Source organism: Mycobacterium sp. G7A2 (genome assembly GCF_041902445.1).
Taxonomy (GTDB): domain Bacteria; phylum Actinomycetota; class Actinomycetes; order Mycobacteriales; family Mycobacteriaceae; genus Mycobacterium.
In genome coordinates this window covers 4,894,407-4,916,729 of sequence record NZ_CP169251.1, presented here as the reverse complement: position 1 = coordinate 4,916,729, position 22,323 = coordinate 4,894,407, and the positions used below count along the sequence as shown (strand labels likewise).

The 22,323-nt window shown below is 68.9% G+C and carries 22 protein-coding genes; 14 read left to right on the top strand and 8 right to left on the bottom strand.

Annotated elements, in window-relative coordinates:
• Positions 1–220: 220 nt before the first annotated feature.
• The 3 genes from ACEWX3_RS23350 to ACEWX3_RS23340 all read left to right on the top strand — a co-directional run bounded on the left by ACEWX3_RS23350 (position 221) and on the right by ACEWX3_RS23340 (position 2,933).
• Positions 221–1,069 (top strand): cutinase family protein, encoded by an 849-nt coding sequence (locus ACEWX3_RS23350; protein ID WP_207065456.1) that lies wholly within the window; start codon positions 221–223, stop codon positions 1,067–1,069.
• 53 nt (positions 1,070–1,122) lie between these two features.
• Positions 1,123–1,941, top strand: a complete 819-nt coding sequence (locus tag ACEWX3_RS23345) for an SHOCT domain-containing protein (protein ID WP_374157813.1) — start codon at positions 1,123–1,125, stop codon at positions 1,939–1,941.
• 131 nt (positions 1,942–2,072) lie between these two features.
• Positions 2,073–2,933 carry a mycofactocin-coupled SDR family oxidoreductase gene (locus tag ACEWX3_RS23340; protein WP_286182624.1) on the top strand — a complete coding sequence of 287 codons (861 nt, stop codon included), beginning with the start codon at positions 2,073–2,075 and terminating at the stop codon, positions 2,931–2,933.
• Here ACEWX3_RS23340 and rocD read toward each other — a convergent pair.
• Together rocD and ddaH are read right to left on the bottom strand one after the other, a co-directional pair.
• On the bottom strand, positions 2,930–4,135 hold the full coding sequence (gene rocD, locus ACEWX3_RS23335; protein WP_374157812.1) for an ornithine--oxo-acid transaminase: 1,206 nt from the start codon (positions 4,133–4,135) through the stop codon (positions 2,930–2,932). The two genes, ACEWX3_RS23340 and rocD, sit on opposite strands and share 4 nt — an antisense overlap.
• Positions 4,136–4,149: 14 nt before the next feature.
• Complete coding sequence (gene ddaH / locus ACEWX3_RS23330; RefSeq protein ID WP_221349483.1) at positions 4,150–5,040, bottom strand: dimethylargininase; 891 nt, start codon at positions 5,038–5,040, stop codon at positions 4,150–4,152.
• 112 nt (positions 5,041–5,152) lie between these two features.
• Here ddaH and ACEWX3_RS23325 point away from each other — a divergent pair, with 112 nt between their 5' ends.
• The gene (locus ACEWX3_RS23325; protein WP_207065451.1) at positions 5,153–5,599 is read left to right on the top strand and encodes an Lrp/AsnC family transcriptional regulator; all 447 of its coding nucleotides are present in this window, start codon (positions 5,153–5,155) and stop codon (positions 5,597–5,599) included.
• 70 nt (positions 5,600–5,669) lie between these two features.
• Positions 5,670–6,863: an FAD-dependent oxidoreductase gene (locus tag ACEWX3_RS23320; protein WP_221349481.1), complete on the top strand. Its 1,194-nt coding sequence runs from the start codon at positions 5,670–5,672 to the stop codon at positions 6,861–6,863.
• A gap of 131 nt (positions 6,864–6,994) precedes the next feature.
• Here the strand turns inward: ACEWX3_RS23320 and ACEWX3_RS23315 are convergent, their stop codons facing one another.
• From ACEWX3_RS23315 to mftR, 3 genes are all read right to left on the bottom strand, one after another.
• Positions 6,995–8,338, bottom strand: a complete 1,344-nt coding sequence (locus tag ACEWX3_RS23315; protein WP_374157811.1) for a VOC family protein — start codon at positions 8,336–8,338, stop codon at positions 6,995–6,997.
• A complete protein-coding gene (locus tag ACEWX3_RS23310) occupies positions 8,335–8,853 on the bottom strand; it encodes an RNA polymerase sigma factor (protein WP_374157810.1) in 519 nt (172 codons plus the stop codon). Before ACEWX3_RS23310 ends, ACEWX3_RS23315 begins: the two co-directional genes overlap by 4 nt.
• A 175-nt stretch (positions 8,854–9,028) precedes the next feature.
• The gene (mftR, locus tag ACEWX3_RS23305) at positions 9,029–9,607 is read right to left on the bottom strand and encodes a mycofactocin system transcriptional regulator (RefSeq protein ID WP_207065447.1); all 579 of its coding nucleotides are present in this window, start codon (positions 9,605–9,607) and stop codon (positions 9,029–9,031) included.
• An 82-nt stretch (positions 9,608–9,689) separates the two neighbouring features.
• Between mftR and mftA the strand changes: the two genes are divergently transcribed.
• The 7 genes from mftA (at position 9,690) to mftG (ending at position 16,204) form a co-directional block, all read left to right on the top strand.
• Entirely contained in the window at positions 9,690–9,782 is a 93-nt protein-coding gene (gene mftA / locus ACEWX3_RS23300; protein WP_207065446.1) for a mycofactocin precursor MftA, read from the top strand.
• 2 nt (positions 9,783–9,784) lie between these two features.
• Positions 9,785–10,096 (top strand): mycofactocin biosynthesis chaperone MftB, encoded by a 312-nt coding sequence (gene mftB / locus ACEWX3_RS23295; RefSeq protein ID WP_374157809.1) that lies wholly within the window; start codon positions 9,785–9,787, stop codon positions 10,094–10,096.
• Positions 10,093–11,280 (top strand): mycofactocin radical SAM maturase, encoded by a 1,188-nt coding sequence (mftC, locus tag ACEWX3_RS23290; RefSeq protein WP_207065444.1) that lies wholly within the window; start codon positions 10,093–10,095, stop codon positions 11,278–11,280. The genes mftB and mftC overlap by 4 nt, the downstream gene beginning before the upstream one ends.
• Before the next feature lie 13 nt (positions 11,281–11,293).
• A complete protein-coding gene (mftD, locus tag ACEWX3_RS23285; protein ID WP_221349471.1) occupies positions 11,294–12,469 on the top strand; it encodes a pre-mycofactocin synthase MftD in 1,176 nt (391 codons plus the stop codon).
• Between the two features lie 103 nt (positions 12,470–12,572).
• Positions 12,573–13,328, top strand: a complete 756-nt coding sequence (mftE, locus tag ACEWX3_RS23280; RefSeq protein WP_207065442.1) for a mycofactocin biosynthesis peptidyl-dipeptidase MftE — start codon at positions 12,573–12,575, stop codon at positions 13,326–13,328.
• Positions 13,325–14,737: a mycofactocin biosynthesis glycosyltransferase MftF gene (gene mftF / locus ACEWX3_RS23275; RefSeq protein WP_374157808.1), complete on the top strand. Its 1,413-nt coding sequence runs from the start codon at positions 13,325–13,327 to the stop codon at positions 14,735–14,737. Before mftE ends, mftF begins: the two co-directional genes overlap by 4 nt.
• Positions 14,738–14,740: 3 nt before the next feature.
• Positions 14,741–16,204, top strand: coding sequence for a mycofactocin system GMC family oxidoreductase MftG (gene mftG / locus ACEWX3_RS23270; RefSeq protein WP_374159929.1), 1,464 nt, complete (start codon positions 14,741–14,743; stop codon positions 16,202–16,204).
• Here mftG and ACEWX3_RS23265 read toward each other — a convergent pair.
• Together ACEWX3_RS23265 and ACEWX3_RS23260 are read right to left on the bottom strand one after the other, a co-directional pair.
• A complete protein-coding gene (locus ACEWX3_RS23265) occupies positions 16,197–16,856 on the bottom strand; it encodes an aspartate/glutamate racemase family protein (protein ID WP_207065440.1) in 660 nt (219 codons plus the stop codon). The genes mftG and ACEWX3_RS23265 overlap by 8 nt on opposite strands.
• Positions 16,857–16,867: 11 nt before the next feature.
• Positions 16,868–18,496, bottom strand: coding sequence for an MFS transporter (locus tag ACEWX3_RS23260; protein ID WP_374157807.1), 1,629 nt, complete (start codon positions 18,494–18,496; stop codon positions 16,868–16,870).
• Positions 18,497–18,618: 122 nt separating this feature from the next.
• Here ACEWX3_RS23260 and ACEWX3_RS23255 point away from each other — a divergent pair, with 122 nt between their 5' ends.
• Positions 18,619–19,272, top strand: a complete 654-nt coding sequence (locus tag ACEWX3_RS23255) for a TetR/AcrR family transcriptional regulator (protein ID WP_207065439.1) — start codon at positions 18,619–18,621, stop codon at positions 19,270–19,272.
• Here ACEWX3_RS23255 and ACEWX3_RS23250 read toward each other — a convergent pair.
• Entirely contained in the window at positions 19,238–20,515 is a 1,278-nt protein-coding gene (locus tag ACEWX3_RS23250; RefSeq protein ID WP_374157806.1) for a cytochrome P450, read from the bottom strand. The two genes, ACEWX3_RS23255 and ACEWX3_RS23250, sit on opposite strands and share 35 nt — an antisense overlap.
• A gap of 121 nt (positions 20,516–20,636) precedes the next feature.
• Between ACEWX3_RS23250 and ACEWX3_RS23245 the strand changes: the two genes are divergently transcribed.
• A complete protein-coding gene (locus ACEWX3_RS23245) occupies positions 20,637–22,214 on the top strand; it encodes a carboxylesterase/lipase family protein (protein WP_374159928.1) in 1,578 nt (525 codons plus the stop codon).
• Positions 22,215–22,323 lie beyond the last annotated feature (109 nt).

The following is a 22,323-nucleotide window of genomic DNA, read 5'->3' as shown; positions in this document are numbered from 1 at the left end:
AACGGGTGGGCGCCACTTTTGTCTGTCCGGGAGATCTCGTCTGTCTCCGCGAGTGCGCGTGTCAGGACCGCGACGCGCCGGGCCAGGCGGGCATTCTCCGCAAGCTCGGTCGCTGCGACGGTGCGTGTAACGCCCCTGCTGGGACCGGCGATGTACTGGTCAACGGCTGTCGAGGGGTCGGCCGGGTCTCTTTGTCACGAGGGTTGGGTTCACACAACTGATGCGTATCTCGAAAACGGCGGCGGTCGCGGCTGCCGCCATCACCAGCGGGGCGGCCGCCGTCGGCCTGACGACGGGCGTCGCCTCCGCGCAACCGCAATGCCCCGACGTCCACTGGATCGGGGCAGCCGGATCCGGTGAGCGGGCCGGGGACCTGACCGCCGACGGCGGCATGGGCAGGGTCATCCACAAGTCCTACCGGGATTTCGCACAGCTGGTCGCCCAGGACGGGCGCACCGTCACCGGGGAAGCGGTCCAGTACCCGGCCACCGCGGTTCCCGAAGACGGCGGGATTCTGGACTGGGCGAACTTCATGAGCAGTGTCGACACCGGCGCCGAGGCGCTGGGCCAGCAGTACGCGACGTTCGTCGCGCAGTGCCCCACGAGCCAGGTCGTGCTCGCCGGCTACTCGCAGGGCGCGATGGTCGTGCACCGCAATCTGCATGCGCTGGACGCCAGCCCGAACCTCGCGGCGGCCCTGTTGGTCGCCGACGGTGATCGCCTGCCCCAGGATCCGACGATCAACCTCGGTTCGGTCACGTCGGTCCCGGGCGCCGGCAAGGGCGTCGCTCAGGACTGGCCGATCCTGGCTCACGCTCCGGCGCCGCTTCCGGTGACGATGGGCAGCCGCACGATCAGCGTCTGCGACCTCGGTGACGCGGTGTGTGACTACGATCCGGACGCCGAGGACGAGATGAACCCGGCGGCGGTCGCGGTGCACACCAGCTATGCGCGGTCGGCGACGGACTCCTGGACGTTGCCGCTGTACCAGATCGTGGACGCCACTCCCGGATCGGTGGTGCCGGTGGATCCGCCGGCCGGCCAGATCGTGGCCAGCGCCGGGTCCTGAGTCGGGCCTCAAGCTGCGGCGGCGCGTCCCGTCTGCGGTCATAATGCTGAAGCATGTCCACCTTCTGGCGGTATGTGCGGGTTCAGCTGTTCGTGCTGCTGTGCGGGATCGTCGGGCCGATCTTCCTGGCGGCGTACTTTCTGCTCGGCGCTGATCCGACGCTGAAGTGGATGTTCTGGACGGGCCTCGGAATCACTGCCGCCGACGTGCTGATCGCGCTGGCGATCACCGGCTACGGCGCGAAAGCCGCCGCCCGGACCAAGGCCCTGGAAGCCTCGGGGGTGCTGGCGCTGGCCCAGGTCACCGGCATCCATGAGACCAACACCCGGATCAACGACAACCCGCTGGTGAAGCTCGACCTGCACGTGTCCGGACCCGGGTTCACGGCGTTCGCCACCCAGGACCAGGTGATCGCCTCGGTGGGCCGGCTTCCGATGATCACCAACCGTAAGTTGGTCGCGCTGGTCGATCCCGCGACCCACGAGTATCGGATCGACTGGGAGCGCAGCGCTCTGGTCAGCGGGATGATGCCCGCGACATTCAGCGTCTCCGAAGACAACCGCACCTATGACCTGACCGGCCAGGTCGAACCGCTGATGGAGATCCTGCAGGTGCTCAAGGCGCACCGCATCGACCTCGACAACATGATCGACATCCGGTCGAATCCTGCTGCTCGCCAACACGTCCAGGAGATCGTGCGGCGCGCCGCGGCGGTGATGCCGCCGCCGGTCGTCGCGTCGGCACCGTTCAGCGGCCCGGCCGAGCCCACCACGGGTCAGCGGCTGCAGGAGCTGGAGACGTTGCGGGCCACCGGGTCGATCACCGAGGACGAGTACCGGATCAAGCGCGAGCAGATCATCGCGGAGCTGTGACCGACGGGTTTCTGGAACACGTTCTAGTTGTGGTGTTAGCCTGAGCCTCGTCGGGCGCGAGCGTGCGATGGTGCACGTCGTAGGACGGCGTGTCGGCCTGCAGACCCGCGCGCTCGCGGAGAAGAGAGGACATACCCGTGGCAGCTGCTGGGGCGCCCCTGGAGGGGCGGGTCGCGTTGGTCACCGGCGCGGCGCGCGGACAGGGGCGGGCGCACGCTGTCCGGCTCGCCAACGACGGCGCCGACGTGATCGCGGTCGACGTGTGCGCGCCGGTGTCGGACACCGTGACCTACCCGATGCCGACGCCCGACGATCTCGCCGAAACGGTGCGTCTGGTCGAGGACGCCGGACGCAAGGCGATCGGCCGTCAGCTCGACATCCGGGATCTGGCCGCCCAGCAACAGGTCGTCGCCGACGCCATGGAGCAGTTCGGTCGCCTGGACATCGTGGTGGCCAACGCCGGGGTGCTCAGCTGGGGCCGCATCTGGGAGATGTCCGAAGAGCAGTGGGACACCGTCATCGACGTCAACCTCAACGGCACCTGGCGCACGATCCGAGCGGCCGTGCCCGCCATGATCGAAGCCGGCAACGGCGGATCGATCATCATCGTCAGCTCGTCGGCCGGCACCAAGGCGACCCCGGGCAACGCCCACTATTCGGCGTCCAAGCACGGTCTGGTCGCGCTGACCAACGCGCTGGCGATCGAAGCGGGGGAGTTCGGTATCAGGGTGAACTCGATCCACCCGTACTCGATCGACACGCCGATGGTCGAGCCGGAGGCGATGATGGAGATCTTCAGCAAGTATCCCGCATTCCTGCACAGCTTCTCGCCGATGCCGTACAAACCCGTTGCGCACGAGGGCAAGCCAGGGCTGCAGGAGTTCATGACACCGGAAGAGGTGTCCGACGTGGTGGCCTGGCTGGCCGGCGACGGATCGGCCACGATCTCCGGGTCGCAGATCGCCGTCGACAGGGGCACGGCGAAGTACTAGTGGCCCAGCACCTCGGCCAACCGGTCGACGGCCCAGTCGATCTCGTCGGCGGTGATCACCAACGGCGGAGCGAAGCGCAGCGTGGACCCGTGGGTGTCCTTGACGAGGACCCCGCGCTCGGCGAGGCGGAGGCTGACCTGCTTCCCGCTGCCCAGCGCCGGGTCGATGTCGACGCCGGCCCACAACCCCTTCCCGCGGACGTCGATGACCCCTCGACCTGTCAGGCGCTGGAGCCGGTCATGTAGGCGCGCACCGAGTTCGGCTGAGCGGCGCTGGAATTCGCCGCGCCGCAGCATGTCGACGACGGTGGTGCCGATGGCCGCGGCGAGCGGGTTTCCGCCGAAGGTCGAGCCGTGTTCGCCCGGGTGCAACACCCCGAGGACCTGCTCGTCGGCGACCACTGCCGACAGGGGCACCACCCCGCCGCCGAGCGCCTTGCCGAGCAGGTACACGTCGGGCACCACCGACCAGTGGTCGCAGGCGAAGGTGCGACCCGTGCGAGCCAGGCCGGACTGGATTTCGTCGGCGATCATCAGCACGTTGTGCTGGGTGCACAACCGGCGCACCCGAGGTAGGTAGTCGTCGGGGGGCACGACGATGCCCGCCTCGCCCTGGATGGGTTCGAGCAGCACGGCGACGGTGTCATCATCGATGGCGTCGGCCAGCGCGTCGGCATCACCGAACTCGACGCTGCGGAATCCGGGGGTGTACGGTCCGAACCCGCGGCGCGCCGTGTCGTCGTCGGAGAAGCTGATGATGGTCGTGGTCCGGCCGTGAAAATTGTTGCGCGCCACGATGATCGTGCCCTGCCCGGTGGGCACGCCCTTGACATCGGCACCCCATTTGCGGGCGACCTTGATGGCGCTCTCGACCGCCTCGGCGCCGCTGTTCATCGGTAGCACCATGTCCTTGCCGCACAGCTGGGCCAGCGCGGCGCAGAACGGTGCCAGGCGATCGCTGTGGAACGCACGACTGACCAGGGTCAGCGCGTCGAGCTGGGCATGGGCGGAAGCGATCACCTCCGGGTTGCGGTGACCGAAGTTCACCGCGGAGTACGCGGCGAGGCAGTCGAGGTACCGCCGCCCCTCGACGTCGGTGATCCAGGCGCCCAGCGCGCTGGTTGCGACCACCGGCAGCGGCGCGTAGTTGTGCGCGACGTGGCGGCGGTCGAGGGCGATCGTGTCCTCGGTGCGCGTGCTCATACTGCCCAGCATCGTCACGGGTGGACTTCCAGCGTGCAGCATTTCACCGATCCGCCACCTTTGAGCAGCTCGGACAGTTCCACGCCGACGGGGCGGAAGCCCAGCACCCGAAGTTGCTCGGCGAAACCGGTGGCGGCGGCGGGCAACACGACGTTCAGGCCGTCGGAGACGACGTTGAGCCCCAGTACGAAGGCATCGGCGCTGCAGACCTCGATCGCATCGGGGAACAGTTCGGTCAACACCGACCGCGAGTGTGCCGCGAACGCCGGCGGGTAGTAGGCGATCGTGGCGTCGTCGAGCACTGCGAGCGCGGTGTCGAGGTGATAGAACCGCGGGTCGACGAGCTCGAGGCTGACGACGGGAAGCCCGGTGTGAGCGGCGATTTCGTCGTGCGCTCGACGATCGGTTCGGAACCCGTGCCCGGCGAGGATCGTCGCCCCGACGACCAGCAGGTCGCCCTGGCCCTCATTGACGTGGCGGGTGTACGCCGGGGCGTAGCCGGCTGCTGCCATCCAATCGCGGTGGGCAGGAGCTTCCCCCGCCCGTCCGTCGTAGGCGAAGCGGGCCACCACGGCCTGACCGTTGACGATCACGCCGCCGTTGGCGGCGTAGACCATGTCCGGTAGTCCGCGCACGGGTTCGAGCAGGTCGACGGTGTGGCCGAGCGTGAGATAGACCTGCCGCAGCGTGTCCCATTGCTGCGCAGCGAGTGCAACGTCGACGGGTGCGGACGGGTCCATCCACGGATTGATCACATATTCGACGGCGAAGAAAGTCGGCGGCGCCATCACATAGCGGCGCGGACGGGCGGAGCGGCTCGCGGTGTCGACCGCGGAGGATGCCTCAGCGGTCCGGGCGGCCCCGGCGTCGGTGGTCGCGTCGGTGGTGGCGTCGGTCAACGTCATGATCAAACGGTATGGCCTGGTCGCGACGCAAACAATCGAATAGTGTTGCGGACAGAGCGGTTATTTGTTGCGTGATTTCGTTGTTGACGGCAATTCGTTGTGTGAGGTGGCCATGGAGCGTCTCGACGAGACGGACGAGCGCATCCTGGTCGAGCTCGCCGACCACGCCCGGGCGACGTTCGCCGAGATCGGGCAGCGGGTGAACCTGTCGGCACCCGCGGTCAAGCGGCGGGTCGACCGCATGCTCGACGCCGGCGTGATCCGCGGCTTCACCACGATCGTCGACCGCAACGCGCTCGGCTGGACCACCGAGGCCTACGTCCAGGTCTACTGCCAAGGCACCATTGCGCCCGACGAACTGCGCGCGGCCTGGCGCGACATCCCCGAGGTGGTCAGTGCCGCGACGGTCACCGGCACGTCGGACGCCATACTGCGCGTGCTGGCCCGCGACATGCGGCACCTGGAGGAAGCGCTCGAGCGGATCCGGGCCAGTGCGAGCATCGAGCGCAGCGAGAGCATCGTCGTGTTGTCCAACCTGATCGACCGGGCGCCGGGCTGAGGGGTGTCTCCTCCGGCACAACCTGTGGGGTGGCACACATCGCTTCGCTGCCATCGTGTAAAACCACCACGTGACCACATCAGAGGGACAGAGTGGCTCAGGCGGCGTGGTGATCGTCGGCGGTGGGCTCGCGGCTGCGCGGACGGCTGAACAGCTGCGGCGCGCGGAGTATGCCGGAGCCATCACGATCGTCAGTGACGAGAACCACCTGCCGTACGATCGGCCGCCGCTGTCGAAGGAAGTGTTGCGCGCCGAGACCGACGACGTCACCCTCAAGCCGGCGGAGTTCTACGCCGACAACAACATCACCGTGTTGCTCGGTAACGGGGCGAGGTCGGTGGACACCGTGGCCAAGTCGTTGACCCTGGCCGATGGCGCCACGCTGGGTTACGACGAGCTGGTGATCGCGACGGGCCTGGTGCCCAAGCGCATTCCATCCTTCCCGGATCTGCCCGGCATCCATGTGCTGCGCTCCCTCGATGAGAGTCGCGCGCTGCGCAGCGAGGCACGCGACGCCACCCGGGCGGTGGTGGTCGGCGCCGGGTTCATCGGCTGCGAGGTCGCCGCGAGCCTGCGCGCGCTCGACGTGAACGTGACTCTGGTCGAGCCGCAGCCCGCCCCGCTTGCCTCGGTGCTCGGCGAGCAGATCGGTGGGCTGATCACCCGGCTGCACCAGGCGGAGGGCGTCGACGTCCGCTGCGGCGTGGGCGTCGCCGAGGTCAGCGGTGACGACCGCGTCCGCAAGGTCGCTCTCAGCGACGGCTCCGAGCTCGACGCCGATCTGGTCATCGTCGGGATCGGCTCGAAACCGGCCACCGACTGGCTGGAAGACAGCGGTATCACGATCGACAACGGCGTGGTCTGCGACGAGGTCGGCCGCACGACGGCGCCACACGTCTGGGCCATCGGCGACGTCGCGTCCTGGCTCGACGTGGTGGCCGGCCAAGTGCGCGTGGAGCATTGGAGCAACGTCGCCGACCAGGCCCGGGCGATGGTGCCGGCCATGCTCGGTCACGAGGCCTCGGCGGCGGTCACCGTCCCCTATTTCTGGAGCGACCAGTACGACGTCAAGATCCAGTGCCTCGGTGAACCGGAAGCCACCGACACGGTGCACATCGTCGAGGACGACGGCCGCAAGTTCCTGGCGTACTACGAGCGTGACGGCGTCGTGGTCGGTGTCGTGGGCGGCGGTATGCCCGGCAAGGTGATGAAGACGCGCGCGAAGATCGCCGCAGGTGTGCCGATCGGCGACGTCCTCGGCTGAGGGTTCTTCGGCGTGGTCGAGTCTGACGCGCCGGTGCTGGGAGCGAGATCGACGTGGAGGCTGTGCAAACTAGCCTGCCGGCGCCGAATCGCGGCCACGATGTCGATCTCGCCCCGAGCACGGGCGATCGGTCACAGCTCGCCGAGGTAGAAGCGAGTTCCCTGGTCGTCGGTGCACAGTGCCGACTTGCCATAGGGCTGCACTGAGGGCCCCTCGATCACCGTCCCCCCGGCCTGACGCACGCGGCCGACCGCGGCGTCGATGTCCTCGACGGTCCACATGGGCACCACGGCTGCTGTCTCGTTGCCGCCGGCCACTCCCGCCATCGGATGGGTCGGCGTCACCTGCCAGCCGTCGTCGATGCGGCCGGGTTCGAAGGTCCAGAACAGCAACCGGCTGTAGAACGCTTTGAAGGAAGCCGAATCCGGGACCTGATAGGTGAGATAGGACAGTTCGCCGGGGCCTGTCCCGTTCAATGCCGGACGGGGTTCACCGGTGTGAGGCTGGAAGACGGCGAACTCGAGTCCCTGCGGATCGGTCGCGTCGAGAACCGTGCCGAACGCGAACTCGCGCTCATCGCCCACTGCGCCGCCGCCGGCGACGATGCCGTCGCGTGCGCCGTTGAGGTCGGCCACCGCATAGCAGCAGTACAGGGTGCTCCGGTCCGGGACAGAGGACAGGGCGATGTGCTGGTCGGTGTTCGTGACCAGCTGGGTGGCCGGGTCGTAGCTCCACCCGAGCACGTGGCCGTAGAACGACGCCGCCCGCCCGGCGTCCGGAGTCCACACCGACACGAAACCCACGTCGCCGTGCTGGATGGGCGCCGCGGCGCCGGTGACCGGCCCGGTCAGCATCCAGCGGTGTCCGAAGGGGTCGACGATCGTGGCGTTCCGGCCGCCGTGCGCCTCGTACGGTTCGCGCTGGACGTCGGCCCCCTTCTCCCGAGCCAGTTCGAGCGCAACGTCGGTGTCGGGCACCGCGAGCATCAAGCTGACCGAGACCTCCTGTGGCCGTGGCGCTTTGAGTCCGATCTCGGGATATTCGTCGGCCAGGTACAGCACGCCCCCGGACAGCGCCAGTTCGGCGTGCCCGATGCGGCCGTCGTCCATCTCGACCGGGTCGCCGATCAGCGCGGCGCCGAGGGCCTGCTGGTACCAGGTGAGGGCGGCGCGGGCGTCGGCGACTGCCAGGTAGGGGACCGCGGCGGGCCGCGGAGTGGATGTGGCGGCGGGCCGCGGGGTGGATGTGGCGGCGGGCCGCGGGGTGGATGTGGCGGCGGGCCGCGGGGTGGATGTGGTGAGGTCGGCGAGCGCCGTGTCGGTTCCGCTCATGATCACTCCTTCGGTTCGGTCTGGTTGCTGCTCGAAGAGGTTCGCGGCGGCCTCGAGCCTGGCGCGCAGCCGGGTGGCGAATCCGGGGTCGGGGGAGACCGGAAGGTCGCCGTCGCTCAGCACATCCAGTGGATCGTCGTTCACGGCATTCCTCCTTCCAGCGTGGGGTAATGCGCTCGGAAGGCGCGACGTGCCCGCACGAGCAACGCCTCGGTGGCGTGCACGGTGCGCCCGATCAGCTCGGCGCACTCCGGCACCGAGCAGTCGTCCATGTAGCGCAGTGCCAGCACCGTGCGGTGGTGCTCGGGCAGCTGCGAGAGGACCTGCTCGGCGACGAGGCGGTCCAGTTCGGTGTCCCATGGGTCGGTCGGGTCATGTTCGGGTGGTTCGGCGACCGGAACCGTGAATCGGTCGTGGCGCCTGCGGTAGTGGTCGGCCAGTTTGTGCCGCGCCACTCCGATGAGCCACGGCACCGAGATCGACGGCGGATGGGGCTTGCGGGCGGCGTCCATCGCCGCCAGGAAGGTCTCCGACGTCAGGTCCTCGGCCGTTCCGCGGTCACTGCAGCGCCTCACGAAGTACCCGTAGACGACCGGTAGGGCCTCGTCGTAGAGCGTCAGCAGTGCGCGCGGACCGTGGTCATCCGGTTCGGCGCTCACACCTCCATCGTCGCGCCCGGGGGAGGAACTCCGACGCCCTGATCGACAACAATTTCGGGTCGGGCGCGGGTGGGGCGAGCGCGCGCTGCGGGTACGACCACGTGTCGTTGTGCAGACGCGCGCCCTCGCGCAAGGACGGGGAGGAGGGGAGCGGGCTTCGTCTCGCCCGCCTCAGTCACAGGCCGGCGGCGAGGGTGTCGAAGGCGTTGCCGAGAGCGGCCGACAACGCCACCGCCTCGTCGGCCAGCCAGTTCTCGTAGGCCGCCAGCGCGACACCGAGCATCGTCCACGCCACGGTCTGAGGGGCCAGATCGGCTGCCGAACAGTTGAGCCGGGCCGCCACGAATGCGGCCACCACGGCCCGCCATCCGGCGTACATCGTCATCGAATACGCCTGCAGCGCTTCGGTTTGCAGAATCAACCGCATGCGCTCGCGGTGCCGGTCGGTGTCGTCGAACTCGTTGAATGCCAACAGCGCGGTGCGCAGCGCGTCGCGCATCGGCACGCTGGGCTCGAGCGCGTCGAGCAGGGCGCGCATGTGGTCGAGGTGGGCGTCGAAGTCACCCCACGGCAGCGCATTCTTCGACGGGTAATAGCGGAACAGGGTGCGACGGCCGATTCCGGCCGCGGCGGCCACGTCGTCAACGCTGACCTCGTCGAAACCACGGGCCATGAACAGGTCGATCGCCACGTCGCTGATGTGCTCCCAGCTCGTGGATCGCCGTCGGCCCACACGCGCCTTGGCAGCGGGCATCGCACACCACCCTTCCGTTTAGGCACCCGATGCCATATTATTGCGACCTGCATCACAAAGTCGAGCAGAAAGGCGGGAATCGATGGATCAGAATCAGCAGCACGAGGCCGACGAGCTGGTGGCCGAGAGCCTGGTCGAGGAAGTGTCGATCGACGGGATGTGCGGGGTCTACTGAGCGTGAGCGCGCCGATCGTGAACACCGAAACCTCGAAGGGTTCGTTCGACCCGGACCGACGTTGGCGGTTGCACCCGCAGGTGGCCGTCCGGCCCGAGCCGTTCGGCGCGTTGCTCTATCACTTCGGGACCCGCAAGCTCTCGTTCCTGAAGAACCGGACGATCGTCGAGGTGGTCAACCTGCTGGCTGATCACCCCGACGTTCGCTCCGCCTGCCGGGCCGCCGGGGTCGATGACGACGCGCAGGCCCCCTACCTGCACGCGCTGGGCGTGTTGGCCCAGTCGAAAATGCTTGTTGCGGAAGAGGATCAATGACTGTCACTGCACCGGTACCCCGTCTGGTCGACCAGTTCGAAAGGGGCTTGGACGCTCCGATCTGCCTGACCTGGGAGCTGACCTACGCCTGCAACCTGTCGTGCGTGCACTGTCTGTCCTCGTCGGGCAAGCGTGACCCCCGCGAGTTGTCCACCCGGCAGTGCAAGGACATCATCGACGAGCTCGAACGCATGCAGGTGTTCTACGTCAACATCGGCGGCGGCGAACCGACCGTGCGATCGGACTTCTGGGAGCTCGTCGACTACGCCACCGAGCACCATGTCGGCGTCAAATTCTCCACCAACGGCGTGCGGATCACCCCCGAGGTGGCCGCCAAGCTGGCCGCCAGTGACTACGTGGACGTGCAGATCTCACTCGACGGCGCGACGGCCGAGGTCAACGACGCGGTCCGCGGCCCCGGCTCGTTCGCGATGGCCGTGCGGGCCCTGGAGAACCTGCGCGACGCCGGGTTCGGCGACGCGAAGATCTCGGTCGTGGTGACCCGCCACAACGTCGACCAGCTCGACGATTTCAAGGAGCTTGCCGACCGGTACGGCGCCACGCTGCGGATCACCCGGTTGCGCCCCTCGGGCCGCGGCGCCGACGTGTGGGACGAGCTGCATCCCACGCCGGCTCAGCAGGTGCAGCTCTACGACTGGTTGGTCGCCCATGGTGAAGGCGTGCTGACCGGCGACTCGTTCTTCCACCTGTCCGGATTGGGCGAGCCCGGCGCGCTGGCCGGGCTGAACCTGTGCGGGGCGGGCCGCGTGGTCTGCCTGATCGACCCGGTGGGCGACGTGTACGCCTGCCCGTTCGCCATCCACGAGAATTTTCTTGCCGGAAACATTCTGTCCGACAACGGCTTCCAGAACATCTGGCAGAACTCCGAGTTGTTCCGCGACCTGCGTGAGCCGCAGTCCGCCGGCGCGTGCGGTAGTTGCGGGCACTACGACAGTTGCCGGGGTGGGTGCATGGCGGCCAAGTTCTTCACCGGGCTGCCGATGGACGGTCCCGACCCCGAATGCGTCCAGGGCTACGGTGAGCCTGCGCTCGCCCGTGAGCGCGACAAGCCCAAGTCCAGCGTCGACCATTCCCGCTCGGGCGGTCGCAAGGCCTCCGGGCCGGTTCCGCTGACACTGCTCAGCGCGCCCCCGAAGAAGTTCTGCAACGAAAGCCCTGTGTAGTTCGGAGTTCCTCATGGCACGTGATACCTGGTTCGAGACTGTCGCCATCGCTCAGCAGCGGGCGAAGAAACGCCTCCCGAAGTCGGCCTACTCGTCGCTGATCTCGGCGTCGGAGAAGGGCGTGACGGTTTCCGACAACGTCGAATCGTTCGGTGAACTCGGCTTCGCGCCGCATGTCATCGGAGCGACCGAGAAGCGCGACATGGCGACGACGGTGATGGGGCAGGACATTTCGCTTCCGGTCATCATCTCGCCGACGGGCGTGCAGGCAGTGCACCCCGAGGGCGAGGTCGCCGTCGCGCGGGCCGCCGCGGCGCGTGGGACGGCGATGGGGCTGTCCTCGTTCGCGAGCAAGCCCATGGAAGAGGTCGTCGCGGTCAACGACAAGATCTTCTTCCAGATCTACTGGCTGGGCAGCCGCGACGAGATCCTGGCCCGGATGGAGCGCGCCCGGGCGGCCGGGGCCAAGGGCCTGATCCTGACCACCGACTGGAGTTTCGCGCACGGCCGGGACTGGGGCAGTCCGAAGATCCCCGAGCGCATGGATCTCAAGACGATGATCAAGATGTCCCCGGAGGTGATCACCAAGCCGGGCTGGCTGTGGAGCTTCGGAAAGCACCTGCGTCCGCCGGATCTGCGCGTGCCCAACCAGGGCAGGCCGGGCGAGGCCGGTCCCACGTTCTTCGAGGCGTACGGACAGTGGATGGGCACACCGCCACCTACCTGGGAAGATGTCGCCTGGTTACGCGAACAGTGGGGCGGTCCGTTCCTGCTCAAAGGCACGGTCAGGGTCGACGACGCGAAACGGGCTGTGGACGCGGGCGTTTCGGCGATCACCGTGTCCAACCACGGCGGGAACAACATCGACGGAACTCCGGCGGCCATTCGCTGTCTTCCGGCGATCGCCGAGGCGGTCGGAGACCAGGTCGAGGTTTTGCTGGACGGTGGCGTCCGCCGCGGGAGCGATGTCGTCAAGGCCGTTGCTCTGGGCGCCCGCGCGGTGATGATCGGCAGGGCGTATCTGTGGGGCCTGGCGGCCAACGGTCAGGCCGGCGTCGAGAACGTTCTGGACATCATGCGGGGTGGCATCGACTCCGCGCTGATGGGGCTCGGTAAGTCATCGATCCATGAATTGAATCCCGACGACGTGCTGGTCCCGGACGGCTTCACCCGCACCCTGGGTGTCTGATACAGACGGGGCGCAGGAGACGGGCGTTAACCCCGGACCGCCGGCGGGGATCGCCAGCGCGAAATCCGGTAGTCCTCATGCGGCAACATCCGGCGCACAGCAGGTGAATTCGGCCTACCATCGTCGCGTGGCTTTCCCCAACGAGCTTGGGATCTCAACGTCGAGGCAGCTGCAGAACACAACGTCGACGCAGAGGCCCGGGCTCATCGTCCCCGTCGGTTCCACCGAGCAGCACGGTCCGCATCTGCCGTTGGACACCGACACCCGGATCGCGGCAGCGGTGTCGGACGTGCTCGCTGCCCGGTTGCAGGCCTACGAGGATTCCAGCTGGCTGGTCGCGCCGGCCGTCGCGTACGGCGCCAGTGGTGAGCACGAGGGCTTTTCCGGCACCGTTTCCATCGGCACACCGGCACTGGCGAAACTGGTCGTGGAATTCGCCCGTTCTGCGTGCCGCTGGGCCGGCCGCCTGGTGTTCGTCAACGGGCACGGTGGAAATGTCGCGGCGCTGCGGGACGCGGCCGCTCTGCTGCGCCACGAGGGCCGCGACGCCGCGTGGTGTCCATGTGCGGCCCGCGATTCCGACGCCCACGCCGGCCATACCGAAACTTCTGTATTGCTACATATTTCGCCGGAGGTCGTCAGGCAAGATGAACTGGTGCCCGGTAACCGGGCCCCGCTGACCGATCTGATGCCGGCGATGCGCCGTGGCGGCGTCGCCGCCGTCAGTTCGCTGGGGGTGCTCGGGGACCCGACCACAGCGACGGCCGAAGACGGGGGGCGGATCTTTGCTGAGATGGTTGACGGCTGCGTCGAACGGGTTCGTCGATGGACGCCCGACCGCGAGGGGATGCTGAGATGACCGGGCCGCGGCTTCCCGACGGATTCGCCGTCCAGGTGGACCGGCGGGTCCGGGTGCTCGGCGAAGGTGCCGCGCTGCTCGGAGGTTCGCCGACCCGGCTGCTTCGGCTCGCGCCGGCCGCCCAGACCATGCTCAACGGCGGCCGGTTGGAGGTCCACGACGCGCTCAGCGCGCATCTCGCCCGGACCCTGCTGGACGCCACCGTCGCGCACCCGCGCCCGTTGAGCGGCCCCTCGCATCGCGATGTCACGGTCGTTGTCCCGGTGCGCGACAACCCTTCTGGGCTGCTCCGCCTGGTTTCGGCCCTGCGTGGGTTGCGGGTCGTCGTCGTGGACGACGGATCGGTGACACCGGTCGCCGAGGCCGACTTCAGCGGTATGCACTGCGATGTCCGGGTGATACGGCATCCCCGGAGCAAGGGGCCGGCCGCTGCCCGCAACACGGGTCTGGCCGCGTGTGGCACCGACTTCGTCGCGTTCCTGGACTCCGACGTGGTCCCACGCCGCGGCTGGCTCGAGGCCCTGCTCGGGCACTTCTGCGACCCCGCCGTGGCCCTGGTGGCGCCGCGGATCGTTGCGCTGCATCCCTCCGAGAGCGTGGTCGCCCGCTACGAGGCGGTGCGGTCCTCTCTGGACCTCGGTCTGCGGGAGGCCCCGGTCGTCCCGTTCGGCACGGTGTCGTACGTGCCCAGTGCCGCGATCATCTGCAGGCGGTCCGCGCTGCTCGATGTGGGGGGCTTCGACGAGTCGATGAACTCCGGTGAGGATGTCGACCTGTGCTGGCGCCTGAACGAGGCGGGGGCCCGCCTGCGCTACGAGCCGATCGCGACGGTGGCTCACGACCATCGCACCGAACTGCGAAAGTGGTTCGTCCGCAAATCCTTCTACGGCGGGTCCGCGGCGCCGTTGGCGATCCGGCATCCCGGTAAGACCGCTCCGCTGGTGATCTCGGGGTGGACGCTGGTGGTGTGGATGCTGGTCGCCCTCGGCTCGGGGATCGGCTACCTCGCCTCGGTGGCCGTTGCCGCGATCACCGGTCAGCGCATCGCGAAGTCGCTGTCCAGCGTGCCCACCGAGCCCATCGAGGTCGCGGCCGTGGCGGCGCAGGGACTGTGGTCGGCAGCGCTGCAACTGTCCTCGGCGATCTGCCGGCATTACTGGCCGGTGGCGCTGATCGCCGCCGTGCTGTCGCGACGTTGCCGGCGCGTGGTGCTCGTCGCCGCGGTCCTGGATGGGGTGTTCGACTGGGTCACCCGCAACGGCAACGCCGACGAAGACACCAAGCGGGTGGGGCTGGTGACCTACATCCTGCTCAAACGACTCGACGACATCGCCTACGGTCTGGGGCTCTGGAGCGGGGTGGTGCGGGAACGCCACGCCGGAGCCCTCAAGCCCCAGATCCGGACCTGACCCATCACCAGCGACGATCTCCAGGGAAGCCACGGCTGCCGCGGCAGCGACGTCCTGATCGTCGGCGCGGGCAGCGCGGGATCGGTGCTGGCCGAGCGGCTTTCCGCCGACGAACGGTGCCGGGTCACGGTGATCGAGGCCGGTCCCGGTCCCCATGACCCGCGGGTCGGGACACAGATCACCGACGGTCTGCGGTTGCCGATCGGAGCGGCGAGCTCCGTGGTGCAGCGGTTCAGCACCGCGCTGACCGATCATCCGGTCCGGCATGCGCAGATCATGCGTGGCGCGGTGGTGGGCGGGTCCGGTGCGGTCAACGGTGGGTACTTCTGCCGCGCGCTGCCCCCCGACATCGAGTCCTGGGACCTCGACGGCTGGCGCTGGGCCGATGTCCTGCCGCACTTCAAGGCGATCGAGAGCGACCTCGACTTCCCGGGTGAGCCGCACGGCTCGACAGGGCCCATCACCGTGCGTCGTGTCGCCGAATTCAACGGTTGCACAGCATCGTTCGTGACGGCCTGCGGTAAAGCGGGTTACCCGTGGGTGGCGGATCTGAACGGCTCGTCACCTGAGCATCCGCTGTTCGCCGGGGTCGGCGCGGTTCCGCTGAACATCGAGCGCGGCACCCGTGTGGGACCCGGTGGAGCCTTCCTGCAGCCTGCGCTCGACCGGCCCAACCTGACGCTGCGGACCGACACCCGCGCACGCACGATCCGACTGCGTGACGGCCGCGCCGTGGCGGTCGACTGCGTCGGCCCGGACGGGGCGGTCACTCTGTCTGCCGATCGCATCGTCGTCTCGGCCGGCGCCATCGCCTCGGCGCATCTGTTGATGTTGTCGGGAATCGGACCGCAGGAGGTCCTGCGCGCTGCGGGGGTGCCTGTCACCGTCGACCTGCCCGTCGGTGTCGACACCGTCGACCACCCGGAGTGGGTGCTGCCGGTGAACTGGCCGCCGACGCAGGGGCGGCCGCCTCTGGAGGCGGTGCTGAGCACCGCCGATGGTATCGAGATACGCCCGTACACAGTCGGTTTCGGTGCAATGATGTCAGGTCGGCGGGACGACCCGACAGACCGGCCGCATCTCGGGATCACCTTGATGCGGCCACAGTCTCGGGGGCGCATCACGCTTGTCTCGGACGATCCGATGTCGGCGCCGGTCATCGAGCACCGCTACGACGGCTCGGCCGCCGACGTCGAATCGCTGCGGCGCGGCACCGGACTGGCCCGCGAGATCGCCGGCGCCACAGCGCAAGAGCAGGCTTTCTGGGCGACGTCGCAACACCTGTGCGGTTCGGCGCGCATGGGCCGGGACGGCGACGAGACCGCCGTCGTCGACCGCCGGTGCCGCGTGCGGGGTGTCCGAGGACTGTGGGTGATCGACGGTTCCGTGCTGCCGCGCATCCCGAGTCGTGGTCCGCACGCGACGATCGTGATGATCGGACACCGGGCCGCCGAATTCGTCAGCTGAACACAGCGAGCGCCTCGGCCAGGACTGTGGCGGCGACCACGCCGTCGATGACCGGAACGCCCAGACGTCGGGACAGCGACGTGGCGAAGGGCGCCATCGCGGCGCAGCCCAGCACGATCGCCCGGCTGGAGTCTTCGGCCAGCGCCCGCTCGCACAGGTCGCCGATCGGGTTGATCGAGGCGGGGTCCGAGTCGATCTGCAGCACCGGGATGTCGCACGCGTGCACCCCGGCGCACTGGTGCGGGGTGTACGACTTGGCCAACTGCCACGCCCGCGACGTGGTCGACGACATCGACGTGACGACCGAGAATGTCCCCGCGGTCAGCGCGGCGGCGTGCATGGCGGCCTGCGCGATGCCGAGTACCGGGACATCCAGCATCGCGCGCGCTTCCTCGAGGCCGGGGTCGCCGAAGCAGGCCACCACACACACGTGCGGTCTGAGGTGAGCAGGCCGTCGCTGGGACTGCTGGAGCAGATCGAGAAGTCCTGGAACGCAACGCTGTTCGTCCTGCTCGGTCTCGATGCTCGGCGGCCCGGCGGCGGGGTTGACGGCCTCGACGACGGTTTCGGGCCGGGCCACCGCGGACGCGCTGGCTGCGATGGCGGCCGTCATCGAGGCGGTGGAGTTCGGGTTGACCAGCAGCAGGTGCACGCCTGCCGAGCTTACGGTCCGGTGCCGGTCTGCGCTGAACTCGCCGGACCGGACGCGCGGTGAGCCCCCCGGCGGCGCATACGCCGGATGAAGCCGGCCTGGCGGCCGTCCCGCCCGGGCGACCACACCGCGACGAACGCCGCAGCGGCGGCGATCACCACCGCCATGACGAGCAGCGCCCGGTCCATCGATTGCATGAAGGCGTCGAGGGCGAGCGTGGCCAGTTGCTCGCCCTGCGGACCCATCAGCTCCGAGGCGCGCAGCGCCGACGCCAGCGAGTCGGTTGCGCTGTCGCGGATCTCGGCGGGAAACGGACTCAGATGCGGTGTCAGCGCTCCGTGATACACCGCGGCCAGGATCGACCCGGCCACCGCGATGCCGACTGCAGCGCCGATCTCACGGGTGGCGTCGTTGACCGCCGATGCGACGCCCTGCTTCTCGTCGGGCACGGCGCCCATGATCGCCGACGTCGTCGGCGCCGTGCAGATGCCGATTCCGCAGGCCATGACCAGCAGCGGCCAGGCCAGGTCGAGGAACGTGGCGTCCGCGGTCAGAAAGCGCATCAGGAACAGCCCCCCGGCCAGCAGCAGCAGACCGATCGAAGCGCAGCCCCGCAACCCGAGTCGCGGAAGGTAGAGATGCACGGTGGCACTGAGAATCAGCACCGGCAGGGCGAGCGGCGCCAGCGCGAAGGCGGTCTGCAGCGGGGTGTAATCCATGACCAGCTGCATGAACTGCATGACGATGTAGAAGAAGCCGAAGTTGGCGAAGAACAGGAACGTGATGCCGACCGCGCCGGTGGCGAAATCTGCTCTGGCGAAAAGTCGGACGTCGAGCAGGGGGTGGTGGCGGCGGAGTTCGACGAGTGCGAACCCACCGCCCAGGAGGACGCCGGCGGCGAGACACCCCAACACCAGCGGATCGCCCCACCCCCGAACAGGTGCCTCGACCACACCGAGGACGAAGACGGCGATGGCCAGTCCGATCAGCGAGGCCCCCAGCCAGTCGATGGGGGTGGCGGATTCATCGCGCGACGAACCGATGGTGCCGGTCAGGACAAGCATCACCAGGGCTGCTCCGGCGAGGGCGTAGAAGATCGACTGCCATCCGAAGAACTCCAACAGGACCCCGGTGCCCAGGAACCCGATGATGGCGCCCGAGCCGGCCACCCCGGCCCAGATTCCGACCGCTTTGCTGCGCTCGGACTTCGGGAACGCCGCCGTGAGCAGCGACAGCGTGGCGGGCATGATGAACGCCGCCCCGACACCGGCCGCGGCGCGCGCGACGATGATCTGGGTCGGGCTGTCCAGCAGGGTGGGAGCCAGCGAGGCGACCAGGAAGACAGCCATCCCCACCAGCAGCGCGCCGCGGCGGCCGTAGCGGTCCCCGACGGCGCCGGCGGGCAGCAGCAGGCATGCCAGTGCCAGGGTGTAACCGTCGACGATCCAGGTGAGTTGTGACTGGCTGGCCGAGGTCTGTACGGCGATGTCCGGCAACGCGGCGTTCAGCGCCACCATGGACGAGATGACCAGCAGGACATCCATGCTGGCGACGGCCAGCAACCAGATTCGTGCGCGGGACGACAGCCCGTCCGCGGCCGCGCCGAGGTTCGGGGTGGACCGTGTCGAGGTTTCGGCCACGTCATTTCCTTCTCGGCGGAGGTACTTTGAGACCTCAGGTCTCGAAAGGTGAAACGAGACTAACAGTCTTGTACGGAGACTGACAGTCTCGAAGAGGTTCCCGTCGAGGAGGTGGGTGAAACGTGGCGCAGGAGGGTGGTGGTGACCCGCGGCCGGCGCGGTCGCGGGCGCGACTGCTCGAGGCGGCAACCGCGTTGCTGCGCGCGGGGGGACCGAGTGCGGTCACCATCGACGCCGTCACCCGCCGGGCCGACGTCGCGCGCGCGACCCTCTACCGGCATTTCCCCAGTGCGAATGACCTTGTGGCGGCGGCGTTCACCAGCCTGATCCCCCCGCCGCCGATGCCGCCGGAGAGCGGCAGTCTGCGGGACCGGCTGCTCGCGGTCGTGTCCGGCTGGGCGGAGTCGATCGCCGAGGCGCCCACGACGCTGACCGCCATGGCGTGGTTGTCGCTGGGGCCGGACATGGGGGAACTGCCCGACGCCGGGCGGGCCCGCGGCGCGAGTCCGCAGGTGCTCTCGCTGCGTGAGCGGATCGCCGAACAGTATTCGGCCCCGTTCGACGCGGTGTTCGGCGGCCGGTCGGCCGCAGAGGAACTCCGCCCGGTGGACCGGCCCACCGCCTTCGCGTTGCTGATCGGGCCGCTGGCCTTCGGCCGGATCAGCACGCTGACCGACTTCGACTACCGGACCGTGGCCACCGCCGCGGTGGACGGTTTCCTGGCGGTGTTCGCCCGCGAGGTCAGCGGATCGAGTACCGAATCGGGAGGTGCTTGAGCCCACCGACGAACGTGGTGGCCGACAGCTCGGGCCGTCCGGCGAACTCGATGGACTCCAGCCGCGGGACCAGCTCGTTGAAGAAGCTGTTCATCTCCATCCGGGCCAGTGCGGCGCCCAGGCAGAAGTGCACGCCGTAGCCGAAGGCCAGGTGCTTGTTCGGGTCGCGGCCGACGTCGAAGCGGTAGGGATCGGCGAAGACGTCCTCGTCCCGGTTGGCCGACACGTAGGCCAGATAGACGGAGTCGCCCTCGGCGATCGGGACTCCGCGGATCTCGGTGTCGGCGGTCGCGGTGCGCATGAACTCCTTGACCGGGGTGGCCCACCGGATCATCTCCTCGACCGCGGTTCCCATCAGGCCCATGTCACCGCGCAACCGGTCGAGCTGATCGGGGTTGTCGATCAGCGCGTGCAGCCCTCCCGAGATCGCGTCCTTGGTGGTGTCGTGACCGGCGCTGGCCACGATCACGTAGTACGACACGGTGTCCATGTCGGACAGCGGCTCGCCGTTGATGGTGCCGTTGGCGATCGCCGAGGCGAGGTCGCCGGTGGGGTTCTCCCGTCGCGAGGCCGTCAGCGCGGAGAAGTAGGTGAAGAAGTCCATGAGCACCGCGAGCAGATCCTCGGTGGTGCCTTCGCCCCGCTTGTGTTCGGTGTCGTCACCGCCGAACATCTCCTGGGTGAGCTTGAGCATGCGCGGGAAGTCCTCTTCGGGCATGCCGAGCAGCGACAGGATCACATACAGCGGGTAGTTCACGGCGACCTCGGTGACGAAGTCGCACTCGGGTCCGATCTCCCGCATCCGGTCGACGTAGCGTCTGGCCAGCTCGTCGACTCGAACCTTCAAGTCGCGCATGGCTTTCGGGCGGAACCAGTCGGCGCCGATCTTGCGTACGTCGCGGTGGTGCGGGTCGTCCATGTGGATCAGCGTGCGCAGCCCGATCCCGGCGTCCTGCTGCTGCTTCATCACGTCGTCGCCCTCGGCGGGCATGAGCAGGGGGCGCGGGCCGCTGATGAACAGTTCGTTGTCCCGCTCCACCGTCATGATGTCGGCGTGCTTGGTGATCGCCCAGAACGGCCGGTAGGGCTCGTGGTCCACCCACGCCACCGGGCGGTGGGCCCGCAGGTGCGCCAGCGCCGGATGGAGCCGGTCGTCGTCGGCGTAGGCGGTCGGATCGGCCAGGACCGTCGTGGCCTCCTTGGTCTTCGAGTCCATATTCAGATCCGGTGCCGATGTGCTCATGGGTCTCCTCGTCGGGGCTGTGACGAACTTGACGGGTGTCAACTGGGCCAGTGTATGTGACGGGGGCCACGTCGCGAAAGAGCCCGACGACTCCGTCACCGCTAGGCTTTCGAAGATGCTGATGCGCGCCTCGGTCCCCGGCCGCATCGGGTCCGTCCTCGCGGTGCTGGTGCTGGCCGCGGCGGGCTGTTCCTCGGCCCCGGCCGAGCGCCCGGCTCCGACCGACCCCGCCGTCGTCCACACCGAGGCCGGTGCTCTGCGCGGGGTCAGTGCCGACGACCACCGCTTGTTCGCCGGTATCCCGTACGCGGCGCCCCCGATCGGGCCGCTGCGGTTCCAGCCGCCGCGGCCCGCGCCGCCGTGGGACGGGGTGCGCGACGCCACCCACTACGGGCCACGCTGCCTGCAGGACCTCAGTGGCGATCTCGAGCTGGGTCGCCAGACCGACGAGGACTGTCTGAACCTCAACGTCTGGACGCCGGCCTCCGACACCGTCGAGAAACGGCCGGTGATGGTGTGGATCCACGGCGGCGCCTTCGTCAACGGCAGCGGCCGGATCTATGACGCGCGCCGGCTCGTCGCCCGCGGCGACATCATCGTCGTCACGATCAACTACCGCCTCGGGGCGCTCGGCTTCCTGGCCCATCCCGCGTTGGGCCCGCCCGGCGAGGTGGGCAACTACGGGCTCGCCGATCAGCAAGCCGCGCTGCGCTGGGTGCGCGACAACATCGACACCTTCGGCGGAGACCCCGACCGGGTCACGGTGGCGGGGGAGTCGGCGGGGGGCATGTCGGTGTGTGATCACCTGGTCGCGCCGGCCTCGCAGGACCTGTTCTCGGCCGCGGCCATCATGAGCGCCCCCTGTCAGGCGCAGGCCGCGCTGCCCGTCGCCGAGGCCCGCAGCACCGACTACGCCGCCGGGTTGGGGTGCGCCGACAACAGCTCGGCGGCGGCGTGTCTGCGGAGCCTGCCCGCCGACCGGCTGCGGGAGCCGGTGTGGTTCTACCGCATCGGTGACGACGAACTCACCGGTCCGGTGACCGACACCGCGGCGCTGCCGGACGACCCCGTGGCCGCGATTGCCTCCGGACGCGCTGCGCGGGTGCCGGTGCTCATCGGGACCACCCGCGACGAATTCACGCTGTTCGTCGGGTTGCAATACCTGCGCGAGAACCGGACCTACACCGATGCCGACTACCCGGAGCTGCTGGCGGACACCTTCGGCGCCGATGCGTCCGCGGTCGCCGAGCGGTACCCGCTCAGCGCGTTCTCCAGCGTGGCGCTGGCCTATGCGGCGAGTGTCACCGACGGGATGTTCGCCTGCGTCGGTGACCGGCTGGCCCAGGACCTGGCCCGCGCCCAGAGCGTCTACTTCTATGAGTTCAACGATCGAGGCGCCCCGGCTCCGGAGCCGCTGCGCACGCTGCCGTTCCCGGTCGGCGCGAGCCACTCGCTGGAGTTGCGCTATCTGTTCGACATCGGGGGTGCCCCACCCCTCGACGCCGCCCAACAGCGGCTGGCCGACCAGATGATCGACTACTGGTCGGCGTTCGTGAAGACCGGCGCACCTGTCGCCGCGGGCCAGCCGGACTGGCCGCAGGTCGACGCCGGGGTGATGTCGCTGCAGCCCGATGGCAGCCGCATGGTGGACGACTTCGCCCGGGTTCACCAGTGCCCGTTCTGGGCGGGCCTGCGGTGAGGTGACGGCCTGCGACGCCCATCGCGGGGCTTGGGTAGGCTGACGGTCGGTTTTGCGCACGTCGGGCCCATGCTCGGCGGCCGGACCGGGGATTTGGATCAAGCCCCCG

Coding starts and splice junctions, on each gene's coding strand:
- ACEWX3_RS23350 (WP_207065456.1), top strand. CDS start 221: ATGCGTATCTCGAAAACGGCGGCGGTCGCGGCTGCCGCCATCACCAGC.
- ACEWX3_RS23345 (WP_374157813.1), top strand. CDS start 1,123: ATGTCCACCTTCTGGCGGTATGTGCGGGTTCAGCTGTTCGTGCTGCTG.
- rocD (WP_374157812.1), bottom strand. CDS start 4,135: ATGAGCACGCGCACCGAGGACACGATCGCCCTCGACCGCCGCCACGTC.
- ddaH (WP_221349483.1), bottom strand. CDS start 5,040: ATGACGTTGACCGACGCCACCACCGACGCGACCACCGACGCCGGGGCC.
- ACEWX3_RS23325 (WP_207065451.1), top strand. CDS start 5,153: ATGGAGCGTCTCGACGAGACGGACGAGCGCATCCTGGTCGAGCTCGCC.
- mftR (WP_207065447.1), bottom strand. CDS start 9,607: ATGCCCGCTGCCAAGGCGCGTGTGGGCCGACGGCGATCCACGAGCTGG.
- mftA (WP_207065446.1), top strand. CDS start 9,690: ATGGATCAGAATCAGCAGCACGAGGCCGACGAGCTGGTGGCCGAGAGC.
- mftC (WP_207065444.1), top strand. CDS start 10,093: ATGACTGTCACTGCACCGGTACCCCGTCTGGTCGACCAGTTCGAAAGG.
- mftD (WP_221349471.1), top strand. CDS start 11,294: ATGGCACGTGATACCTGGTTCGAGACTGTCGCCATCGCTCAGCAGCGG.
- mftF (WP_374157808.1), top strand. CDS start 13,325: ATGACCGGGCCGCGGCTTCCCGACGGATTCGCCGTCCAGGTGGACCGG.
- ACEWX3_RS23250 (WP_374157806.1), bottom strand. CDS start 20,515: ATGAGCACATCGGCACCGGATCTGAATATGGACTCGAAGACCAAGGAG.
- ACEWX3_RS23245 (WP_374159928.1), top strand. CDS start 20,637: ATGCGCGCCTCGGTCCCCGGCCGCATCGGGTCCGTCCTCGCGGTGCTG.